This is a genomic window from Halobacillus sp. K22 (assembly GCF_052246795.1).
In the GTDB taxonomy this organism is placed as follows: Bacteria; Bacillota; Bacilli; order Bacillales; family Halobacillaceae; genus Halobacillus.
Genome location: NZ_JBQQCN010000004.1, coordinates 167,219 through 189,332, shown reverse-complemented (window position 1 = coordinate 189,332; position 22,114 = coordinate 167,219). Strand labels below are relative to the sequence as shown.

The following is a 22,114-nucleotide window of genomic DNA, read 5'->3' as shown; positions in this document are numbered from 1 at the left end:
GCTTTTTGAAAAACCGTTCATAAGCGTCAGAAAGATGTTTGACCGACGTTTGGATGGCCGTGCTATCCACTTCCTTTAACCAAAGGAATTCTCTTTTAAGCTTGGGTAGTTGTTTGGAACAAGTAGAGTAACTCAAACCTTTTCCGGTTTCCTTGTAGGCACTGCTCCATTCAGAGAGGAAATGATTGAAGACAAAACGAGCGCAACCGATTGTCTTAGCGATGAGCGATTCTTGGGTTTTATTTGGATAGATACGAAAGTTATACGCTTTATGCCTCATCCTTTTCCCCCCCCTAATCAGGAACGTACGTTCTTGATTTAGGATATCACGGAAGGGAGAATATTCACAGACATTCGCCTTACGGCGACGGCATTCATCTCCCCCTTACCACCGGTCTTCGACACGGCGCTTGAAGAGGGAGTCTTCTGCCGATGAATGATAAAGAATAGATTTAGATAGGATAAGGAGTCCGGGGTATGAAAGAGGATTATGTAGATTTCGTTCAACTTTTATGTAAACAAACGGGTATTGACCTCTCCCTTTATAAAGAAGCGCAAATGAAACGAAGATTAACTTCGCTGCGGGATAAACGTGAATATTCTACATTTCTAAATTACTATTCTTCCTTTCGTTCAAAGCCACACTTGTTGAAGAGCTATTAGACAGAATGACCATAAACGTTTCAAAATTTTATCGTAATCGAAAGCGATTTATAATTTTTGGAAATAAGGTTCTTCCACATCTTCTGCAAAATAAAGACCGCTTAAGAATATGGAGTGCAGCATGTGCCTCTGGGGAAGAACCTTATACGCTGGCTGTGATTATTAATCAATTCCTTTCTTTACAAGATATTGAGATCATTGCTGCAGATTTAGATGCTCGAGCTCTGGAGAAAGCTAAACAAGGGGATTATCCTGAAAGATCATTAAAAGAAGTGCCTAATCGAATAAAAAGAAAGTACTTTCTCAAGGAGGGGGCCGCCTACAAACTCAATGATGGTTTAAAAAGCTGTGTCTTTATTGGCTGATCCTTACATCCCTTCCTGTGATCTTAATGTTTGCAGGAACGTGTTAATCTATTTTACAGAGGAAGCTAAGCATCTAATTTACGAGAATTTCAGTCGGTCTCTTGTAAATGAAGGAATATTTTTTGCAGGGAGCACTGAGCAAATATTTGCGCCGCAAAAATACCAATTAGAAATCTTTGACACATTTTTTTATAAAAAGAACGAAAGTTAAAGTTAGGTAAACGCTTCCATTGGCTTTTTATAAAAATTCGAACAATTTTGGGACACAAACGTTTATGCGTATGATATAGTAGTACGTAAAATTTATTGCTGAGATTAACTCAGTTCATTATACGATCAGGAGGGATGTTATCCATGCGTTATTTAACAGCAGGTGAATCTCATGGTAAGCAGTTGACAACAATTATAGAAGGAGTACCTTCCCATTTACCTTTGCTAAACGAACAGATAAATGAATCTTTAATAAGACGACAAGGTGGATATGGCCGTGGAAAAAGAATGCAGATTGAAAAAGACTTAGTAGAGATTACTAGTGGCGTGCGACATGGTTATACAATGGGTTCACCTATAACATTGGTAGTCCACAACGACGATTTTAAACACTGGACCGATATCATGGGAGAAGATCCGCTTCCTGAAGATGCTAAAATACGTAGAAAAGTAACGAAACCGAGACCGGGACATGCTGACTTAAATGGTGGCATGAAGTATGGCCATCGTGATATGCGAAATGTTCTGGAACGTTCTTCTGCGAGGGAGACAGCTGCCAGAGTTGGCGCAGGAGCCGTGGCAAAAGTATTGCTAAGTGAACTTGGAATCGAAGTGGCTGGATACGTACGAGAAATTGCCGGCATCGTAAGTGATGTAGATGAAAGTCTGACGTTAAAGGAACGTAGGGAAATATCTGAAAATTCACCTGTGCGTACTTTTGATGAAAGCGCAGCTGAAAAAATGAAAAAAGCTATTGATGACGCTAAAAAGGATGGAGACACCATCGGTGGGGTCGCTGAAGTTTATGTAGAAGGTATGCCTCCTGGGCTTGGGTCTTATGTTCAGTATGACCGTAAGCTGGATGCTAGAATTGCCGGGAGTGTTATGAGCATCAACGCATTTAAAGGGGTAGAATTTGGGATTGGTTTCGAAGCAGCCCGTCGGAACGGTAGTGATGTACATGATGAAATTCTCTGGAGTGAAGAACGTGGCTATTATAGACGTACAAACCGTCTAGGCGGGTTTGAAGGAGGTATGACCACTGGTATGCCAATTGTGGTCAAAGGTGTTATGAAGCCTATTCCTACTCTTTATAAGCCGCTTCAAAGTGTGGATATCGATACTAAAGAGCCATTTAATGCAAGTATTGAGCGTTCGGATTCCTGTGCTGTACCCGCAGCCTCCGTTGTTATGGAGCATATTGTAGCTTTTGAATTGGCTAAGGCTATTACGGAAGAATTTCCATCAGACTACTTTCCTAGGTTAAAACGTGCTGTTGATGATTATCGTAAGGAAGTCAGGGAGTTTTAGATGAGCTCTTTGACTATTCATGCAAACTCCCATGATTACGAGGTCATAATAGACGAAGGAATTCGGCACGAACTGCTAAATTATATCTCCAGTGATTATCAGAAAATACTGATCATAACAGATAATAAAGTTTCTAATATCTACCTGGAAGACGTAATCGGTGGACTAGGGAATGAGTTTGATACTCACACTACTATAGTTCCAGCTGGAGAATCATCTAAAAGTATGGAACAGTATGAACGATTACTGAATGCCTGTGTAGAAGCTCAGCTTGATCGCCGCTCCTTAATCCTGGCTTTAGGTGGAGGCATGGTTGGAGATCTCGCCGGGTTTGTGGCTTCTACTTATTTAAGAGGGATTGATTTTATACAAATGCCTACTACAATCTTAGCGCATGACAGTAGTGTTGGAGGAAAAGTTGCGATCAACCACCAGAAAGGTAAAAACCTTATAGGGAGCTTTTATAATCCTGTAAAAGTTATTTATGATACCGAAACATTGCTTACTCTTCCACCAGAAGAGATCCGCTCTGGGTATGGAGAAGTCATTAAGCACGCCTTCCTGAGCAGCCCTGAATGGTGTAATGATCTGTTTCCAGTTTCGATAGGTAATCTTTCGAGTGAACAAATAAAAGATGACCTTATGAAAGGGATTAAGGTTAAGGCTGGAATTGTAGAGAGCGATGAGCGTGAAAAAGGAATACGGAGGTATTTAAATCTTGGCCACACGCTGGCCCATGCGATAGAAGCTGAGCTTGGTTACGGCAAAATCACTCATGGTGAGGCTGTCGGTATCGGTTTATGGTTTGCTTTACGAGTAAGTCAAAGGAAACTGGACGCAGCCCTGCCAGTGGACCGCTATGCCGTGTGGTTGAAGTCCAATCATTATCCTGTTGAAATTCTTAAGAGCCTGGAGATAGATACCTTGCTTAAACGGATGAAATGGGACAAAAAAACCGTTCATCAAAAAATTAATTATGTACTGTTGAATCAGATCGGCTCTCCATGTGTCGTCGGATTAAACGATCAGGAAATACAAACAGACTTGAATCTATTTATTAAAGAGGTGAGTGCCACATGATCCGAGGTATCAGAGGGGCTACTACAGTGTCAGTAAATAGATCAGAAGAGATCATAGACAAATCTGTAGAACTAATGAACGATCTTATTAGTCAGAATCAAATCCAGCCAGAGCAGGTTGTATCCGTATATTTTACAGTAACAGAGGACTTGAATGATGGTTTCCCCGCCAAATCCTTGAGGCAGATAAAAGGATGGACTTATGTCCCTGTTATGTGTATGAGAGAAATCCCGGTTCCCGGAAGTTTACCTAGATGTATCCGAGTGATGGTAACGGCTGAAACTGATGCTGCTCAGCATCAAATTAAACACATCTATCACTATGAAGCCAAACAGCTTCGGCCGGATTTAAAGAGTTGAGAGGAGCGGTCCTGTATGAAAGCTAAAGACATTTTAAGAGAAATGAAACCTTATAAACCAGGAAAAGGAATAGAGGAAGTAAAGAAAGAATACGGGCTTGAGCGAATTGTTAAGCTTGCTTCTAACGAAAACCCATTCGGTTTTTCTCCTAAAGTGAAACAAGAACTTCCTGAGTTGATTGCTAATTTAGAGATTTATCCTGACGGGTATGCAGCGGCAGTGCGTAGCAAAGTAGCTGAATTTATTAATGTCAATGAGGATCAGCTTATTTTTGGGAATGGTTCTGATGAAGTTGTACAAATTATTTGCCGTACGTTTTTAGAACCTGGAGCTAATACTATTATGGCTGCCCCTACGTTTCCACAGTATCGGCACAACGCTTTAATTGAAGGTGCTGAAGTGAGAGAGGTTCCGTTAGTAGAGGGTCATCACGACCTGGAGGAAATGCTAAGGCAGATCGATGATCAAACGAGGGTTCTATGGATTTGTACGCCTAATAATCCAACAGGGGTACATATTGAGCGTGAAAAGCTTAAATGGGTCATGGATACTTGCCCGGACCATGTTCTAGTAGTTTTAGATGAAGCTTATTATGAGTATTTGGAAACAGATGACTATTTTGATTCTTTAGGTGCATTAGACACCCACCCGAACCTTGTTGTGCTGCGCACATTTTCAAAAGCTTATGGTTTGGCGGGGCTGCGAATCGGATATGGAGTGGGTCATCCCGATGTGATTCGCATGCTGGAACCTTCTCGTGAACCTTTTAACACGACGACTGTATCACAGGCCGCTGCCATTTTAGCATTAGATGACCAGCAATTTCTTCAGATGTCGCTTGAAGAGAATAAAAAAAATAAACATGCTCTCATGAATTTTTGTGATGAAAATGGCTTATCCTACTATGATTCACAAGCCAACTTTCTGCTTATCCATCTTCCGTTCAGTGGTGACGAAATGTTCCAGCATCTGCTCGCTAAAGGATTTATTGTGCGTTCCGGAGAAGCATTGGGACTTCCTAATACAATCCGTCTGACAATTGGCCGTTCAGAAGACATGGCTGTTATCCAGGAAGAAATGAAACAGAAATTAGCATCAGGAGTAAAGTAAATGAAGCAGACAGTATTAATCGTGGGCTTAGGACTGATAGGCGGCTCTTTAGCTATGAACGTTTCAAAAAAAGAAAACGTCCATGTTATCGGCATTGATCAGGATCCTGAAACCATAAGTATGGCCAGAAAGCAGGGAGTGATTCATAGTACTTCACATGATTTTAGTGAAGCCGTGAAACAAGCGGATGTGTGTGTGCTGGCTACTCCTATTTCTATAACCATTCAATATTTAAAACAATTAGAATCTATTGAGCTTTCTAAATCCCTTCTAGTAACGGATGTATCTTCTGTAAAAAACAATGTACTGGAAGCGGCAAATAACTTAAGTCATTCTAAAGTCTCTTTTGTGGGCGGACACCCGATGGCAGGATCCCATAAACAGGGATACACCGCTGCTAAGCCTCATTTGTTTGAGAATGCTATCTACGTGCTTACGCCTTCGCTCCATGCATCTGTTCATGAGGCAGAAAGGCTGAAAGACTTGTTCTCTGAAACGGAGGCAAGGTTCTTAACCTTTTCCACAAAAGAGCATGATGAGATGACAGCGGTAATATCTCATTTTCCTCATCTCATTGCTTCTTCACTGGTCCACCAGGCTAAACAATGGCAGGAAACTCATCCTTATATTGAACAGCTGGCTGCCGGAGGATTTAAAGATATTACCAGGATTGCTTCGAGTAACCCTAAACTTTGGCAGGATATTTTCTTCCAGAATCGTAATTTGCTAATTTCCATGCTGGATGATTGGATGAAGGAAATGGGCAAGGTAAAAGAATTTTTACAAAATGAAGAGAGTGAAAGGACTTATGAGTATCTCTTAGATGCTAAGCATTACCGTGATGGACTGCCTGTAAGAGACAGGGGCGCAATCCCTGCTTTTTATGATATTTACGTCGATATTCATGACCAGCCTGGAGCTATCTATCATGTTATAGGATTATTAGCCGATGAGGAAATTAGTATTAAAAATATTCAGATCCTGGAAATTCGTGAAGGGATCACAGGCGTACTGAGAATTAGTTTCGCTGAGAGTGACGAACAATGGAAGAGTAAAAAAGTGCTTGAAGCCCATCAATATGAAGTGATGGTACAACAGTAAGGGGTGTTTAATATGTCAGCCATAGAGTTAAATCCTCCGCAAAAAAGTTTGAGAGGTAGTCTTACTGTACCCGGCGACAAATCTATTTCCCACCGGGCAGTGATATTTGCGTCTTTGGGACAAGGTGTCTCCCAAATTACAAACTTCTTAACAGGTGAAGATTGCATGCGAACGGTGGAAGTATTTAGACAGCTTGGTGTTCAAATTGAGCAGTCAGGAGATGAGTTGACTGTACATGGGAAAGGTCTTGCACATTTAAAGGAAGCTGAAATCCCCGTAAACTTTGGTAATTCAGGCACCACAGCCCGCTTAATGAGCGGAGTATTGGCTGGTCTGCCGTTATTCACTTCAGCATACGGAGACGCTTCCCTGTCCAAACGTCCTATGGATCGTGTAGTTCATCCTCTGCGCGAAATGGGTGCTAGTATTTCAGGGCGTAAGCATGCCTCTGTGCTGCCTCTCGCATTCGAGGGAACTAAATTAAAAGGGGCAACCCATCATTTACAAGTAAGGAGCGCACAAGTGAAATCTGCCCTTCTTCTGGCCGGGATGCTTGCTGAAGGAGAAACAAAAGTGGTGGAGCTTGGAATAACAAGAAATCATACAGAGATGCTGATGTCTCAATTTGGAATTAATATCGATGTAGAAGGTCCTAAGATTACTATCCAGGGAGGGCAGCAGCCGACAGCCTCTAATTTTAGAGTTCCTGGAGACATATCTTCTGCAGCATTTTTTATTGTTGCGGCAGCCATAAGCTCTAATAGCGCGATCACGATTAAAGACGTTGGGCTAAATTCTACTAGAGATGGAATTATTCAGGTTATGAAACACATGGGCGCTTCTGTGGAAGCTAACATCCATTCTTATGTAGGCGATGAACCAGTGGGCGATATTCATGTTGAAGCTTCTCCTCTAAAGGGTGTTAGGATAGAAGGAGAAATGATTCCAAATTTAATCGATGAAATACCAATTGTTGCCCTGGCTGCAACTCAAGCAGAAGGAACTACTGTTATAAAAGATGCGCGCGAGTTAAGGTTTAAAGAAACCGATCGAATTGCAGCAGTTGTGAATAACTTAAGAGCAATTGGAGCTCAAGTAGAACCCCAGGAAGATGGAATGATTATCCATGGACCCACTCCTTTAATAGGGGGGAAGATCGATTCTTTTGGAGATCACAGGATTGGCATGATGGGTGCGATCGCATCGCTCGTTTGTGATAACTCAGTAACGATTGAGGACAAAGAGTGTATTAATATCTCTTACCCGACTTTTTTTGATCATTTAAACGAACTGTCCAATTAAATAGTTTTCATAGTTTTCAATATGCTCTCATACGATATAAAAAGCCTGATGGAGGTTTGAGTCGTATGGGAGCTTATTGGTTTAGCGCTTATGTAGAGAAAGAGGGTGGAGGAGAGCGGGGGGAGTGGCTGGTTTGTGGAGAGAAATTTGTTCGTAATCGTGCAGGCACTAAACCTTATGTTCGTATGAATACGGATGGTTTTATCGCAATGCCTGGTTACGTAATGCTTGATATCCTTGAGCCGATTTCCTTTAGTTCTACTCCGGAAGACACAGCCGAGAATTACATAAAAAGAGGGTGTTCACTATTACTTATTCAACACCTAGTGACTAGCTTACGTGACTACCGGCATCATTATGACGAATTCTTAAATAAAATATCTGGAATCCCAGTAAACTATATGGTGGTTCCAGTCATAAATGCTAAGCTTGTAAAAGCGGAGATGGTCCGGTTTTTTGCCAGGAAAGGCTGCCCCTTTTTATGTATCGATGTGGATTCGACCCAGGACTTGAAAGATGTATCTTGGGATTGGTTGGTTCAGGCTCAGGCACACAAGAGAATTCCATTGACTATCCGTGTCAAAGATTCTGAAAATACGTCGAACAACTATTCAGAAATATGGTCATTACTTAGTATGCAGTATGGTATCATTAAGTTATCAGAATTACAGGATGATGAGATAGTTTCGTTTCAAAATCTAAAAGATAGTGGAATATTTCCAAATCGCGGTAGTTTTACATCAGGTGGGCAGGCTGATTATAATTTGTTTAGGAAGGCTCAACGTTCTAAATTTGATGAACAAGAGAAATTCATTTATCATAATCCTGTTCCAAGTGTAACGATTGTCAATGGGCAGGTTAAGCAAGTCAATCAAACCTTGGTTGACCGTAAACCAGGCACACACATTCAAGTAAGACTTCACAAGCACTTTGTTTAACAAAGAAAGGATGTCATCATGGAGGAAATACAAAAAGCAGTCCGTCAGATGGAAGCCCATAAGACGGAAGATGCAATAGAGACTCTCACACAATATCTACCAGAAGCGGATGAAGAAGAACGCTTTACCATTGCAGAACTTTATATTCAGTGGGGGATGATGGATGAAGCGAAAATGGTTCTTCAAGAACTGATTCAACGCTATCCAAAAGAGCAGGAATTGAAAGTGATGATGGCAGAAATTCATATCGATTTAGGAGAAGATGATGAAGCAATAGAATTACTAAATCAATTCGGGCCTGAAGATGAAGATTATCTGCAAGTACTTGTTCAGTTAGCTGACTTATACCAGGCTCAAGGGTTGTACGAAGTAGCCGAGCAAAAGTTATTAATCGCTAAACAAGTGGAACCTAATTCAGCCATTATCGACTTTGCTTTAGGCGAACTGGCTTTTTCAAACGGTGAATATTCAAAATGTGTTCCTTATTACGAGAACGCTATGCATCATCAGCCGGTCATAGGAGATATAGAAGTAGCTACTCGTTTGGCAGAAGCGTATGCAGCTAATGGAGAATTTGAGCAGTCACTCGAACACTACCAAAACGTTGAAGAAGAGAATCCGGATGTTATGTTCCGTTATGGTTTTGTTGCTTTTCAGGCAAATCGTAATGATATAGCCATTAAAGTCTGGGAAAAGTTAATCGATAAAGATCCTTATTTTCATTCGGTTTATCCTCATCTTGCGCAAGCCTATGATTCAGAAGGTATGCCTCAGGAAGCCTTGGACATGGCTAAGAAAGGTCTGGCAAAAGACGAATTTAATAAAGAACTCTATCATTTGGCAGGCACGTTAACTCACAAACAAGGAAACAAAGATGAAGGCTACAGGCTGATGAGAGAAGCTGTTGCATTGGACCCAGGTTATAAGGAAGCGGTTTTATTCCTTATCGAGAACTTTAAAGAAGATGCGGACTATGAAGCCATTATTGAACTTATTAATCAGTTAATTACTCTTGGAGAAGAAGACCCTAACTATCTGTGGGAACTTGCCCAGGCTTATGAAGAAGAGGAGCAGTTTGAAGAAGCATATGAGCAATATAAACAAGCTTACCCTTCGTTAAAAGAAGATACAGCATTCTTAAAAGCCTATGGATACTTCCTGGTTGAAGAAGGCCGAATGAAGGAAGGCCGGGAAGTATTTAGAGAATATTTAGCAATAGACCCCGCGGATACTGAAATTGAAGACTTTTTGGCGAGGCTTATGGAGCAAGAATGATTTGAATAATGAGGCGCGGGAGGGGCGCATATGCAAACACCTATATCTGTTGATGAAAAAAAAGACTTCGTCCGGTGGTTTCTAAATCATTATCAATTAAAAAAACGGGAAAGTGTATGGATCCTTAATTACTTGATGAATCATGAATCCTTATTGTCCAGTGTGCATTTTGTCCAGGAAGTGAAGTTTTGTCCTAGAGGTATGGAAATAAGTGCTCAAGGTGTATCCGATCCCCCATTTCGATTTTATAAAGGGCAAGTCATGACCAATGATGCAGAGAAGTCGTTCCATGATTTGAGAATGAATCAAGATGAACCCGTCTATATTCAAATGAATTTCGATAATGCTCAGCAAAGCTCCAAATACGCTCTTGTATTAGAGGAAAATCCTTACCTTCCAAAAGACTATTACTTGAATGAACGCGATAAGAATGAAGCGGAACGATTGCTTTCATTAAGCCTTCTAAAGCATAGACAGAAAGAGTTGGAAGGAAGGATTGATGCTGCTTTAATTGGGGGCGAAAGAAATAAATTTAAAGAATTGTGTAATGAATTAAGCAGCCTGAAACAGGATTTAAATACCTTCTTATAATATGCACTAGTCAGGAGCATTTTTTATCGCTCCTGACTTTTATTTTTTCGACAATCTAGTACAATAGAGAGAAGAAAGGCAGGAGATGACACGTGCGATGGACAGAGAAAGATATAAAGCAATATTTACCTGAGAAAGAATATATCGATACACTGCTGATTCCTATGATTCCTTTTGATCCTGCTTCGGACCAACTAATGGGAAAACAAGCATTTCAAAGGGAAATCAATCAAATCTTTACTAATTTAATTGAGAAAGAATACAGAGGACGGATATTTTTAGCCCCTGAATATTATTACATAAGCGGTACGGCAGAAACGGAAGCGCCAAGGTTGAACAGCTGGATTAGTCAATTTAGAAAACAGCCTTTTGCACATGTATTTCTTTTCACGTTTGATGCTAAATGGAAAAAATGTGAGGAGGAACTCCTAGGAAAATTGTTATGGGTCCCAGCTATACAAAGTGGGAATATTCAATCCACAGAAACACAATCTTTTGTAAAAGAACAAGCGGAACAAATCAGTGAACTAATCCAGGCATACTGGTAGTAGAAAAGTTACGACAAGCCTTGATAATTTATTGACCGCGCCTTGAGATTGCGCTATCATGGTAATGTCCTAGTAAACTGTGTGTAAAATATCCATGTCATATGGATTACAGCATAGAGGGGGGAAAAGAATGAGCGATAAAAAACGAGTATCCCGTCGTCAATTTTTGAACTACACACTGACTGGTGTAGGCGGCTTCATGGCAGCCGGAATGCTTGCACCAATGGTTCGGTTCGCAATTGATCCAGTATTGCAAACCAAAGAAGGCGGAGATATGCATTCCGTTGCCTCTGTTGATGAGATTACAAATGAACCAACAAGAGTGGAGTGGACCATTGACCAGGTAGATGCTTGGTATGAATCGGAAGTACAGAAAACAGCCTGGGTATACAGAAATGAAAATGATGAGATTGTGGCACTTTCTCCTATCTGCACCCATTTAGGCTGTACAGTTGACTGGGCTTCACAGGAAGACTATCCTAACCAATTCTACTGTCCATGTCACGGTGGACGTTACACGAAGGATGGAGTGAATGTTCCAGGAACACCTCCAACTGCGCCGCTTCCAGTTTTTGAGCACAAAGTGGAAGAAGGCATGCTTTACCTTGGAGAAGCACAATCTAGAGGAGGGGGGAGTTAACAATGCTGCAAAGACTTTATGATTGGGTGGATGAGCGTGTTGATATTACACCTTTGTGGCGTGATATCGCCGACCACGAAGTTCCGGAGCACGTTAACCCAGCCCACCATTTTTCAGCTTTTGTTTATTGTTTTGGAGGATTGACTTTTTTTATTACAGTCATTCAAATCTTGTCAGGGATGTTCCTGACTATGTACTATGTACCAGATATTGAGAATGCTTGGAAATCCGTTTATTATTTACAAAGAGAGGTAGCATACGGTCAAATCGTCCGTGGCATGCACCACTGGGGAGCGAGTCTTGTTATCGTAATGTTATTCTTACATACGTTACGGGTATTCTTCCAAGGCGCTTATAAGAAACCTCGTGAATTAAACTGGGTAATCGGAGTTCTATTGTTCTTCGTTATGCTTGGTCTTGGGTTTACAGGATACCTGCTTCCATGGGATAACAAAGCATATTTTGCTACTCAAGTAGGTCTTGAAATTGCTGCTGCAACACCATTTATAGGAGATGCGATACGAACGCTGCTTGCGGGTGATCCATCGATCGTTGGGGCTCAAACCCTTACCCGTTTCTTTGCGATCCACGTTTTCTTCTTGCCGGCCGCATTGTTCGGATTAATGGCCTTTCACTTTATTTTAATCCGTAAACAAGGAATTTCCGGTCCACTATAAAATGTAAGTTAAAAAAGGAGGGAAAGCTGTGCATAGGGGAAAAGGGATGAAGTTCGTCGGTGACTCACGAATTACCGCCGAATCAAAAGCCAATTTACCAAAAGACTACTCAGAGTATCCAGGCCGTACCGAAGCGTTCTGGCCTAACTTCCTTCTTAAGGAATGGCTCGTAGGTTCCGTTTTTCTAATCGGTTTCCTTATTCTGACTGCTGCTCACCCGTCACCTTTAGAGCAACAGGCAGATCCAACCAACGCAGGTTATATTCCATTGCCGGACTGGTATTTCTTATTTTTATACCAATTCTTGAAATATGAATTTGCTGGTGGAGAATTTATTGTACTTGGTGCAATCGTTATGCCAGGACTGGCTTTTGGAGCTTTATTACTGGCGCCGTTTCTTGACAGAGGTCCTGAACGACGTCCACATAAAAGGCCGATTGCTGTCGGATTAATGCTACTTGGATTTATTGCAACTTTCTGGCTGACATATGAATCGGTTCAACACGCGGACTATGAAACCCGCTCTGAAAAATATGGAGTCAATGTAGAAGCTGTAGAGTCAGAGATCGATAAGTCAGGCGAAGGCTACGCTTTATATGAAGCTAACTGTTTAAGCTGTCATGGTGACTCTTTACAAGGGCAAGGTAATTATCCATCTTTAATTGACGCTGAGTTATCCGTAGACCAAATTAAAGATATTGCTGTAAATGGAATCGGGCAAATGCCGGCAGGAGTTTTCGGAGGTTCTGACGAAGAATTGCAAGTATTAGCTGAATTCATTGCTAACGCTGGCTCAGGCGGAGGCGAAGGTTCAGGAGAAGGGTCTTCTGAAGGCGAAGGGTCCGGTGAAGGTTCAGGAGAAGGCTCTTCTGAAGGTGAAGGATCCGGCGAAAGTTCAGGAGAAGGTTCTTCTGAAGGCGAAGGATCCGGTGAAGGTTCAGGAGAAGGTTCTTCTGAAGGCGAAGGATCCGGTGAAGGTTCAGGAGAAGGCTCAAACGAATAAGTTTTGAAATTATAGCCGCGCTCAAGGAGCGCGGCTTAATTTATATAGGGGGAACCAAGGTTGAAAGAATTAGTCTCCTACATACTCAAGGATCGTGGGTTTTTAATCTTACTGTTTATCGTCAATCTTCTTGGGACGATATACGGGTATATTTGGTATGGTAGTCAGTTAGCTGTTACAGAACCTAAGTTTTTAATATTTGTTCCTGACAGCCCAACAGCCAGCCTGTTTTTTACAATCTTCTTAGGGTTTTATATCTTCAATAGGAATGTGCCATATATTGAGGCACTAGCTCTTATAACCCTTCTCAAGTATGGACTATGGGCCGTTGTTATGAACTGGTTAACTTTTGTTGAATTCGGCTCTCTCCCCTGGACAGGTTATATGCTTATCGTGTCTCACGCTGCGATGGCATTCCAGGGTCTTTTATATGCTCCGTATTACTCTATAACTATGAGGCACATTGTAGTTGCAGCCATATGGACACTGCACAATGACGTCATTGACTATGTTTTTGAACAAATGCCTGTATACCCTGCGATTATGAAGCATATGGATCAGATCGGATATTTCACATTTTGGTTAAGCTTGGGATGTATAGGGGTCGCTTATCTGGTTTCACAGAAGAACTCAAGCGGTCTAAATTCTTCCCCTTCTTCATAGACTCTCTATAAGACTTTTTAAGAGAGGGGAGAAGTGGAATGGGACGGGCAATATTGGTCTTACTATGTTCCGTTATTTTCACACTCACACCGATGAATAAGCACCTTTACCTATCTGGACATTCAGAAGATTGGACATCCTTTTTCTTGCAGTACAAGCTTCTTATACAGGATGGAAAATATGAATTAGCGGGCAAAGCATTGAATAACCGAAGGGTTGAATTGGAAAACTATATGGAGACCCTATCTCCTCAAAAAGAGGAGATAGGGAAAGAATTGCTTCAATCAGTGGGGTTTGGCCAGCAGAGAAATAATTCTGTTGAGGTTGATCAATTGCTTACTTTTATTGAAACGGTAAGCGCTAACAACCATGTGGAGAGTATAAATACCATCGTTTTTAACTACAAAAATAGTCTGGTTGACATTCATTACTTAACAGAGGAAGAGCTTCAAAGCGAATGGGAAAAAGTTGTTCCGAGCCTTCTCACGTACTATTCTTATGATCAGTTAATTCCTATCGATGAACAACTTTCGCAACTTGCAGAGGGAGATTCCGAGCAAATCCGCGAAACTATTGCAGTAGAATTGAATCAGCTGCCTGAAGCTGTGCCTGCTTTAAGTATGGATGCATTATTATGGACGGTGTCGATTATTGGAGGTACAATATTAATAACGCTGGCTTATGTAGCTTTTAGGAAATATCAAGCCATTACCATTGTGAAAGGGTCAGTTAGGAGAGAAAATAGTTGATTTTTTCAGCTGGTTTGACTAAAATTGACCTAAGAACTTTATTTACATCCAAGACGGAGGAATGAACCATGATGAGTTTTATTCTTTACTTTGCCCTAATTTTGATAATTCCTATTTGGGCTCAGTCAAAAGTAAAGAGCACCTACAAAAAGTATTCAAAAGTAGCTATCTCTTCATCCATGTCAGGAGCCGAAGTAGCTAGAAAAATATTAGATGATAATGGTCTGTTTAATGTGGCTGTAGAAGAAGTCAGAGGACAGTTATCTGATCATTACGATCCTCGTACTAAAGTTGTACGCTTGTCTACAGATAATTTCCATGGTCGTTCTGCAGCGGGAGCCGCCGTTGCTGCTCACGAAGTTGGGCATGCGATTCAGGACGCTCAGGATTATGCGTTCTTACGTTTCCGCAGTGCGCTTGTACCGGTTGCAAGCTTCGGATCAAACATCTCCATTTTCTTAATCATTGGTGGAGCTCTTCTTCAAATGACCGGCTTAATTTTTGCAGGGATTGTGTTCTTTGCCTTTGCTGTGCTTTTCCAGCTGGTGACGCTGCCTGTTGAATTTGATGCTTCTAATCGAGCTATGACTCAGTTGGTCTCAACGGGAGTTATTAGAAACGAGGAAGAACGTCCGACTAAGAAGGTATTAAATGCCGCGGCTATGACTTATGTAGCTGGCGCGCTTGTAGCTCTAGCGGAACTGCTTCGCTTCATCTTCATGTTTTTTGGAATGGGAGAAGAATAATAATTAGTTATGCCCCGCCTCTCAATGGAAGCGGGGCATTTTTTATGGACTCATTTAAAATTTAGTCACTGATTGGGTTTTTATTTTCATCCAGCGTGAAACCTTCGCCCATAACATCATGAACATGACTTACGGCCACAAAAGCATGGGGGTCTATGTGATCTATGATGCTCTTTAATCGTACAATTTCATTTTTTCCAATGACGCAGTAAAGGACATCTCTTTTTTCACCGGAGAATGAGCCGCGTCCTTCGAGTATAGTAATGCCGCGATCCATTTCCTGCATAACTTTTTGAGATATTTCTTCACTTTTGCCAGAGATAATGGTTGTACCGCGTGCAGCGTAGGCTCCTTCCTGAATAAAATCGATAACCTTAGCGCCAATAAAAACTGCTACTAGTGTGTACATCCCTTTAATCGGATTTAAATAAGTAATGATGGAAACAAAAATAACGATCGCATCAAATATAAACATGGCTCGCCCCATACTCCAACCTAAATATTTATTGATTAGGCGAGCGATAATGTCGACACCCCCTGTAGTTCCTCCATAACGAAAGATAATGCCTAAACCGACACCGATAAAGACACCTGCGAATAAAGAAGCTAACGTTAGATCAGATGATAAATTAAACTCAATCATATATATCTGGGAAACTCTAATAAACAGGGAAACAGCAAGGATGCCTATTAATGAATAAAGGAATGTGTTACGTCCAAGTATTCTCCAGCCTATAATTAACACTGGAATATTGAGAATAATATTCATAAGGGCAGGATCCCAGTTGAATAAGTATAAGAGCAATAATGTAATACCGGTGAATCCTCCCTCGCCGAGTTCATTTTGAATGTTAAAATGAACAAGACCAAATGAAAAAATAGCAGAACCAATTAAAATGAATAAAATATTTTTAAGACGCAATCCGAAGATTTTAATGCCTGCTCACCTCCATAAATGTCATACGTTTCCCATTATAGAGTTTTCTTAATGAACGGGCAATTCTAAGTTTTTAAATAAAAAAATTTGTCAAATCGCGCCCTTTTGGCTACCATTTATAGAGATGCTACAGATAAAAGGGAGCGGATAACGTGAACTATACAACGAAAGATATTCAAAAGCGTGTGGATGAATACATATCCCAGTTTAAGGAGGGCTATTTTTCTCCGTTAAGTTTACAAGCGAGACTTACCGAAGAAGTTGGTGAAATGGCTCGTGAAATCAACCATCATTATGGAGAAAAACAAAAGAAATCCACAGAAAAAAGTAAAGAATTAGAAGAAGAATTAGGAGACGTCCTTTTTGTCTTAACATGTTTTGCCAATTCTTTGGACATGGATTTATCAGAAGCGTTCGAACAATCAATGAGCAAAATTGAAACACGAGATAAAGACCGTTGGACACGGAAAGAAGGAGAGAGTTCAAATGAGTAGTAATATTAAAGTGATTGTGGCCGGCCCGCGAGGTAAAATGGGCTCTGAGGCGCTTAAAATGATTGAGAAAGAAATGAACTTAACGCTCGTTGCCTGTTTAGATCGTAAAAACGGAGGAAAGAATGTCACTGAAATAGAGAACCTGCCGAAACTGGATGCACCTATTTACCAGGATCCGGAGAAGTGTCTGAGTGAAATAGAAGCTGATGTGCTTATTGATTTAACAACTCCTGAAAATGGTTATAAGCACACAAAACTTGCCTTGGAACATGGCGTACGTCCTGTTGTAGGAACAACGGGATTTACACCTGAGCAATTAGAGGAACTGAAACAGATCGCGGAAGGAAAACAGATTGGAGCTGTAATCGCTCCTAATTTTGCGGTAGGGGCTGTACTCATGATGCAATTTTCTAAATGGGCTGCTAAACATTTTCCAGACGTCGAAATCATAGAAAAACATCATGATCAGAAACTGGATGCCCCTTCTGGTACAGCTGTAAAAACGGCTGAACTCATTAAAGAGGTCAGAGAAAAGCATCATCAAGGACACCCGAATGAAACGGAAAATATGGCGGGAGCCCGAGGCGCTGACTCTGATGGAATGAAAATACACAGTATGCGCCTGCCTGGATTAATTGCTCACCAGGAAGTTGTATTCGGAGGGCTAGGACAGACGCTTACAATTAAACACGATTCTCATCATCGTGAGTCATTTATGAGTGGGGTTAAACTAGCCGTTGAAAAAGTAATGCACCTGGAAGTCCTGGTGTATGGTCTTGAACATTTATTAGACTAAAAGGGAGACGGAACGATGAATATTGCGTTAATCGCTCATGATAAGAAAAAAGCGGATATTATACAGTTTGCTATAGCTTACAAAGACACATTAGAGAACCACAAGCTATTTGCTACAGGTACAACGGGTAAACGCATTGCTGATGCCTCAGGTCTTACCATTACCAGATTTTTATCAGGTCCTTTAGGCGGAGATCAGCAAATAGGAGCAAAGATTGCTGAAGAAGAAATGGATATGGTTATTTTCTTTCGTGATCCTTTAACAGCTCAGCCTCATGAGCCGGATATAAGTGCCCTGCTTCGCCTGTGTGATGTACATCAGATTCCACTTGCTACTAACCTGGCTGGAGCTGAAGTACTTATTCATGCTCTTGACCGCGGTGATTTGGAGTGGCGGAATATAATAAGAGAAAAGAAGAAAGAGCAGGAGTGAACTTATGGCTAAAATAGGAATTACCTGCTACCCAACGGTAGGGGGGTCAGGCGTAATCGCAACAGAACTTGGCAAGCTTCTTGCAGAGAAGGGGCATGAGATCCATTTTGTAGCCTCCCAGGTTCCTTTTCGGTTAAATCGTGTTTATCCAAATATTTATTATCATGAGGTTGAAGTCAGTAATTACCCTGTTTTTCAGCATCCTCCTTATGATCTTGCCTTAGCTAATAAGATGGCAGAGGTCATTAACAGGGAAGAACTTGATATTCTCCATGTGCACTATGCAATGCCTCACGCCATTTGTGCCATTTTAGCCAAACAAATGGCTAATCGTGATGTGAAAATCATTACAACTCTTCACGGTACTGATATTACAGTATTGGGAATTGATTCGAGCTTAAAGCAAATGATTAAATTTGGAATTGAACAATCTGACAAAGTTACAGCTGTTTCTGAAAGTTTAGTTCATCAGACTCAGGATCAGCTTTCAACTGATAAACAGATCGATGTGATCTATAATTTTGTAGACGAGAGAGAATATTATCAAAAGCCCTCTAACTCATTGAGGGAAGATTACTGTATTAAAGAAGACGAGAAAGTAGTTATTCATATATCAAATTTTCGCAAAGTAAAAAGAGTTCCTGAAGTCGTGCGTGCTTTTGCTAAAATTGCTGCTGAAGTGCCTGCGAAGCTTCTGCTTGTAGGAGACGGGCCTGAGTATTCCGATGTGCATCAGCTTGTAAATGATCTCGAGCTCGAAGGCCGAGTGCTTTTTCTTGGAAAACAGGAGAATGTCAGCGACCTACTATCCATCTCTGATTTAAAATTATTATTGTCTGAAAAAGAGAGTTTTGGTCTGGTTCTTCTGGAAGCTATGGCCTGCGGGGTTCCATGTATAGGCTCTAACATCGGAGGAATTCCTGAGGTTGTTGATCACGGGGAGACTGGCTATATTACCGAATTGGGAAACGTAGATCAAGTCGCTTATTTTGCCCTGAAGATGCTGACCGATGAAGAATTAATGAACAAGCTCTCTGCTAATGCAAAACAGGTGGTAGAAACAAAATTTGCCTCGGAAACGATTCTTAACCAATACGAAAAACTTTATGAACGGGTGCTGAATAATGACTGAAACCAATGAAGCAAAATTGGTAACAGCCTTTGAACTAATAAAAAAGATAGAAGATGAGGGAGGAGAAGCTTATATTGTAGGTGGAGCAGTGAGAGACTATCTTTCCGGCCGGCCACTTGGAGATATAGATATTGCTACCTCTGAGCCTCCCGAACATATACAGCGAGTGTTTGACAAAGTAATACCTGTAGGCATTGAACACGGAACCGTAATAGTCCGGTATCGCTCAGTATCCTATGAAGTAACTACATTCCGTACAGAAGAAGGATACGAAGACTACCGTCATCCTGATGAAGTTACATTTGTACGTGACATAAAGGAAGATCTTGCAAGGCGTGACTTTACGATCAATGCAATGGCTATGGATCGACACGGAAACATAATAGATCCTTACAGTGGACGAGCAGCGATTGAAAACCGCCAAGTAAAAGCTGTAGGTGATCCTTTTGACCGCTTTACGGAAGATCCTTTACGAATGATGAGGGCAGCCAGGTTTGCAAGCCAGTTAGAATTTGAAGTAGAAAAAGAGACGAGGAGGGCGATTTTAGCTAAGTCCGACCTGCTTGGTCACATTTCCATGGAAAGGATTGCAGTGGAAACGTTAAAACTTTATCGAGGTCGAGGATACAAGAAAGCTGTTTCCCTGGTGTGGCATACTAACCTTATTGCTTACTTGCCAATCTTTAATACGATGACGTCCTTTTTAAACACTGTACCGCTTGTGCGGTTATTCTCCTGGCCAGAACTGATCACTTATTACCTGGCTTATGCTCCTTCATATTCTATCAAAGAATGGATGAAAGGGTGGAAGCTCTCCAACAAAGAAAGACGTGAAACAGAAAACCTGAATATTGCTCTTCACGAATATCTCGTCGAAAATCGTCTTACTTCCTGGATTCTGTATGTGCTGCCTGAATCCTTACACCATGCCTTCAGTAGAGTGTTACAGGCGAGAGGTCTGGCAGATGAGTCTATACTTTTTCAAATAGGCGAGGGCTACGAGAGATTACCCATTCACTCGAACAGGGATCTTGAATTTCAGCCGCAGGATCTCATTTTTTTATACCCCCATCACCATAAAGGGCCCTGGATTTCTGAATATATGAAGCAAATAGAGTACCAAGTCGTTGAAGAACAATTATCCAATGAATATGAAAAAATAAAGGAGTGGGTATTACAGTGGAATCCACCCGAAAACAACTGATTGATTTGTTGGAAAAGGAAAAAGGCTATATATCTGGACAGCAGTTATCAGAATCATTAAATATCTCTCGTACTGCTGTCTGGAAGCATATGAATGAGTTAAAAAAAGATGGCTACCAAATTGAAGCAGTTCGAAGGAAAGGATATAAAATTCTTTCTTCTCCTGATAAGATTAGCGGAAATACGCTTCAGTGGGGACTTGAAACCGACTGGCTGGGCCAGCAGCTCATTCACTTCGATCAAGTAGAATCTACTCAGGAAATTGGGCACCAGCTAGCCAGCCAGGGAAAGCCGCATGGGACGGTTGTGATAGCGGATGCTCAAGGAAGGGGAAGAGGAAGGATGGCAAGGAACTGGCATTCTCCAAAAGGGAAGGGTATATGGATGAGTATCCTACTACGTCCTGACCTTCCGCCAATGAGAGCGCCTCAACTTACGTTGCTTGCCGCCACGGTGTTAGCCAGAATGATAAGAGAGAATACTTATCTCTATCCCCAGATAAAATGGCCCAATGATTTACTGATTGATCATAAAAAGGTTTCAGGGATCCTTACAGAAATGCAAGCCGAACATGACCAAATCCAATATGTCGTTTTAGGAATCGGCATGAACGTGAACCAGAAGTTGAATGAAATTCCGCAAGATATCCGCCATAAGGCCTCCTCTTTAAAGATTGAATCAGGCCAGGAATGGGACATTCAACAAACGATACAATCCATCCTGCGTTTGTTTGAAAATACATATGATACTTATGTAGAGCAAGGGTTTGAACAAGTAAAAAAGGAATGGGAGTATTACGGTTACCGAATTGGAGAAAAGGTCACGATATCGACGATGAGAAGGAAGTGGCAGGCTACGCTTGTGGGGATAGAACCAGATGGGGCACTACGAGCCAGAGACAAGGATGGGAATGAAGAAAAACTATATTCAGCCGAGATCCATTGGGGTGAAGGAGGTTACCATGCTTAATAAGAATCAATTTATAAAAATGAAGCAGAAAAAAGATAAAATAGCCATGATTACAAGCTATGATTATCCATCGGCTAAATTAGCTGAGCAAGCGAAAGCAGATATGATTTTAGTGGGGGATAGCCTGGGAATGACAGTCCTTGGGTATGAGTCGACCATTCCTGTTACGATTGATGATATGATTCATCACGGCAAAGCCGTGAGGAGAGGAGCTCCTGATACGTTTACGGTTGTAGATATGCCATTTATGTCCTATCACATTTCTACCCAGGATTCTTTACACAACGCAAAGAAACTATTTCAAGAAACAGGAGCCCAGGCTTTAAAGCTGGAAGGCAGTGGAGACGTCATCCAGACGATGGAAAAACTGGTGCACGCAGGTATTCCAGTTGTGGGACATATAGGTTTAACACCACAATCCGTTCATGTTTTAGGAGGTTACAGAGTTCAGGGGAAAGATAAAGCGACAGCAGCCCGTTTACTTCAAGAAGCAAAAGCGATTGAAGCGGCGGGAGCGATTGCTATTGTTCTGGAGTGTATCCCTAGACAATTAGCTGAGGTTATATCAAAAGAGTTAGTTATACCTGCTATTGGTATAGGAGCAGGGGCTGAATGTGATGGACAAGTGCTTGTGTATCACGATATATTAAAATACGGAGTTGACCGCTTGCCGAAATTTGTAAAACCTTATATTGATAGTAATCACATACTGGGAGAAGCTGTTCAATCATACGTGAATGAAGTGAAATCAGGAGAGTTCCCGGAAGATAAACATACGTTCACGATGGATACGGACAGTCTGCCTGACGTTTAAGGGGTA

General features: G+C 41.3%; 24 protein-coding genes and 2 pseudogenes. 24 read left to right on the top strand and 2 right to left on the bottom strand.

Going from position 1 to position 22,114, the window contains the following annotated elements; all coding sequences use genetic code 11:
- Nucleotides 1–280, bottom strand: a 280-nt coding sequence (locus tag ACTWPM_RS05365; RefSeq protein WP_443132029.1) for a helix-turn-helix domain-containing protein, incomplete at its 3' end; no start/stop codon positions are given.
- 197 nt (nucleotides 281–477) lie between these two features.
- Between ACTWPM_RS05365 and ACTWPM_RS05360 the strand changes: the two are divergent.
- From ACTWPM_RS05360 to ACTWPM_RS05280, 17 genes and pseudogenes are all read left to right on the top strand, one after another.
- Nucleotides 478–1,239 (top strand): annotated as a pseudogene (locus ACTWPM_RS05360) (CheR family methyltransferase).
- A gap of 143 nt (nucleotides 1,240–1,382) precedes the next feature.
- Complete coding sequence (gene aroC / locus ACTWPM_RS05355; protein WP_443132028.1) at nucleotides 1,383–2,549, top strand: chorismate synthase; 1,167 nt, start codon at nucleotides 1,383–1,385, stop codon at nucleotides 2,547–2,549.
- A complete protein-coding gene (gene aroB, locus ACTWPM_RS05350; RefSeq protein ID WP_443132027.1) occupies nucleotides 2,550–3,629 on the top strand; it encodes a 3-dehydroquinate synthase in 1,080 nt (359 codons plus the stop codon).
- Entirely contained in the window at nucleotides 3,626–3,988 is a 363-nt protein-coding gene (aroH, locus tag ACTWPM_RS05345) for a chorismate mutase (RefSeq protein WP_443132026.1), read from the top strand. Before aroB ends, aroH begins: the two co-directional genes overlap by 4 nt.
- A 15-nt stretch (nucleotides 3,989–4,003) precedes the next feature.
- Entirely contained in the window at nucleotides 4,004–5,098 is a 1,095-nt protein-coding gene (gene hisC / locus ACTWPM_RS05340) for a histidinol-phosphate transaminase (RefSeq protein ID WP_443132025.1), read from the top strand.
- The gene (locus ACTWPM_RS05335; protein ID WP_443132024.1) at nucleotides 5,099–6,199 is read left to right on the top strand and encodes a prephenate dehydrogenase; all 1,101 of its coding nucleotides are present in this window, start codon (nucleotides 5,099–5,101) and stop codon (nucleotides 6,197–6,199) included. It begins immediately after the preceding gene.
- Between the two features lie 12 nt (nucleotides 6,200–6,211).
- Nucleotides 6,212–7,501 (top strand): 3-phosphoshikimate 1-carboxyvinyltransferase, encoded by a 1,290-nt coding sequence (aroA, locus tag ACTWPM_RS05330; RefSeq protein WP_443132023.1) that lies wholly within the window; start codon nucleotides 6,212–6,214, stop codon nucleotides 7,499–7,501.
- 65 nt (nucleotides 7,502–7,566) lie between these two features.
- The gene (locus ACTWPM_RS05325; protein ID WP_443132022.1) at nucleotides 7,567–8,439 is read left to right on the top strand and encodes a hypothetical protein; all 873 of its coding nucleotides are present in this window, start codon (nucleotides 7,567–7,569) and stop codon (nucleotides 8,437–8,439) included.
- 18 nt (nucleotides 8,440–8,457) lie between these two features.
- Nucleotides 8,458–9,714, top strand: coding sequence for a tetratricopeptide repeat protein (locus ACTWPM_RS05320; protein WP_443132021.1), 1,257 nt, complete (start codon nucleotides 8,458–8,460; stop codon nucleotides 9,712–9,714).
- 30 nt (nucleotides 9,715–9,744) lie between these two features.
- Complete coding sequence (locus ACTWPM_RS05315; protein ID WP_443132020.1) at nucleotides 9,745–10,305, top strand: ReoY family proteolytic degradation factor; 561 nt, start codon at nucleotides 9,745–9,747, stop codon at nucleotides 10,303–10,305.
- A 92-nt stretch (nucleotides 10,306–10,397) separates the two neighbouring features.
- A complete protein-coding gene (locus ACTWPM_RS05310) occupies nucleotides 10,398–10,853 on the top strand; it encodes a YpiF family protein (RefSeq protein ID WP_443132019.1) in 456 nt (151 codons plus the stop codon).
- Between the two features lie 130 nt (nucleotides 10,854–10,983).
- A complete protein-coding gene (locus ACTWPM_RS05305; protein WP_443132018.1) occupies nucleotides 10,984–11,493 on the top strand; it encodes a ubiquinol-cytochrome c reductase iron-sulfur subunit in 510 nt (169 codons plus the stop codon).
- Between the two features lie 2 nt (nucleotides 11,494–11,495).
- Complete coding sequence (gene qcrB / locus ACTWPM_RS05300) at nucleotides 11,496–12,170, top strand: menaquinol-cytochrome c reductase cytochrome b subunit (RefSeq protein ID WP_014643505.1); 675 nt, start codon at nucleotides 11,496–11,498, stop codon at nucleotides 12,168–12,170.
- Nucleotides 12,171–12,198: 28 nt separating this feature from the next.
- Nucleotides 12,199–12,954 (top strand): annotated as a pseudogene (locus tag ACTWPM_RS05295) (c-type cytochrome); the annotation flags it as partial.
- A 279-nt stretch (nucleotides 12,955–13,233) separates the two neighbouring features.
- The gene (locus ACTWPM_RS05290; RefSeq protein WP_443132017.1) at nucleotides 13,234–13,836 is read left to right on the top strand and encodes a DUF1405 domain-containing protein; all 603 of its coding nucleotides are present in this window, start codon (nucleotides 13,234–13,236) and stop codon (nucleotides 13,834–13,836) included.
- A gap of 38 nt (nucleotides 13,837–13,874) precedes the next feature.
- Nucleotides 13,875–14,585 (top strand): sporulation protein YpjB, encoded by a 711-nt coding sequence (locus ACTWPM_RS05285; RefSeq protein WP_443132016.1) that lies wholly within the window; start codon nucleotides 13,875–13,877, stop codon nucleotides 14,583–14,585.
- 71 nt (nucleotides 14,586–14,656) lie between these two features.
- On the top strand, nucleotides 14,657–15,331 hold the full coding sequence (locus tag ACTWPM_RS05280; protein WP_443132038.1) for a zinc metallopeptidase: 675 nt from the start codon (nucleotides 14,657–14,659) through the stop codon (nucleotides 15,329–15,331).
- 61 nt (nucleotides 15,332–15,392) lie between these two features.
- Here the strand turns inward: ACTWPM_RS05280 and ACTWPM_RS05275 are convergent, their stop codons facing one another.
- On the bottom strand, nucleotides 15,393–16,262 hold the full coding sequence (locus tag ACTWPM_RS05275) for a YitT family protein (protein ID WP_443132037.1): 870 nt from the start codon (nucleotides 16,260–16,262) through the stop codon (nucleotides 15,393–15,395).
- Between the two features lie 158 nt (nucleotides 16,263–16,420).
- Between ACTWPM_RS05275 and ACTWPM_RS05270 the strand changes: the two genes are divergently transcribed.
- From ACTWPM_RS05270 to panB, 7 genes are read left to right on the top strand one after another with little or no spacing between them, the layout of a single operon-like run.
- Nucleotides 16,421–16,762 (top strand): nucleotide pyrophosphohydrolase, encoded by a 342-nt coding sequence (locus ACTWPM_RS05270; RefSeq protein WP_443132015.1) that lies wholly within the window; start codon nucleotides 16,421–16,423, stop codon nucleotides 16,760–16,762.
- Entirely contained in the window at nucleotides 16,755–17,558 is an 804-nt protein-coding gene (dapB, locus tag ACTWPM_RS05265; protein ID WP_443132014.1) for a 4-hydroxy-tetrahydrodipicolinate reductase, read from the top strand. The genes ACTWPM_RS05270 and dapB overlap by 8 nt, the downstream gene beginning before the upstream one ends.
- Nucleotides 17,559–17,573: 15 nt before the next feature.
- Nucleotides 17,574–17,990 (top strand): methylglyoxal synthase, encoded by a 417-nt coding sequence (locus tag ACTWPM_RS05260; RefSeq protein ID WP_443132013.1) that lies wholly within the window; start codon nucleotides 17,574–17,576, stop codon nucleotides 17,988–17,990.
- Nucleotides 17,991–17,994: 4 nt separating this feature from the next.
- Nucleotides 17,995–19,122, top strand: a complete 1,128-nt coding sequence (gene bshA / locus ACTWPM_RS05255) for an N-acetyl-alpha-D-glucosaminyl L-malate synthase BshA (RefSeq protein ID WP_443132012.1) — start codon at nucleotides 17,995–17,997, stop codon at nucleotides 19,120–19,122.
- Nucleotides 19,115–20,326, top strand: coding sequence for a CCA tRNA nucleotidyltransferase (locus ACTWPM_RS05250; RefSeq protein WP_443132011.1), 1,212 nt, complete (start codon nucleotides 19,115–19,117; stop codon nucleotides 20,324–20,326). The genes bshA and ACTWPM_RS05250 overlap by 8 nt, the downstream gene beginning before the upstream one ends.
- Nucleotides 20,302–21,294, top strand: a complete 993-nt coding sequence (locus ACTWPM_RS05245; RefSeq protein ID WP_443132010.1) for a biotin--[acetyl-CoA-carboxylase] ligase — start codon at nucleotides 20,302–20,304, stop codon at nucleotides 21,292–21,294. The genes ACTWPM_RS05250 and ACTWPM_RS05245 overlap by 25 nt, the downstream gene beginning before the upstream one ends.
- Nucleotides 21,287–22,108, top strand: coding sequence for a 3-methyl-2-oxobutanoate hydroxymethyltransferase (gene panB, locus ACTWPM_RS05240; protein ID WP_443132009.1), 822 nt, complete (start codon nucleotides 21,287–21,289; stop codon nucleotides 22,106–22,108). The genes ACTWPM_RS05245 and panB overlap by 8 nt, the downstream gene beginning before the upstream one ends.
- Nucleotides 22,109–22,114 lie beyond the last annotated feature (6 nt).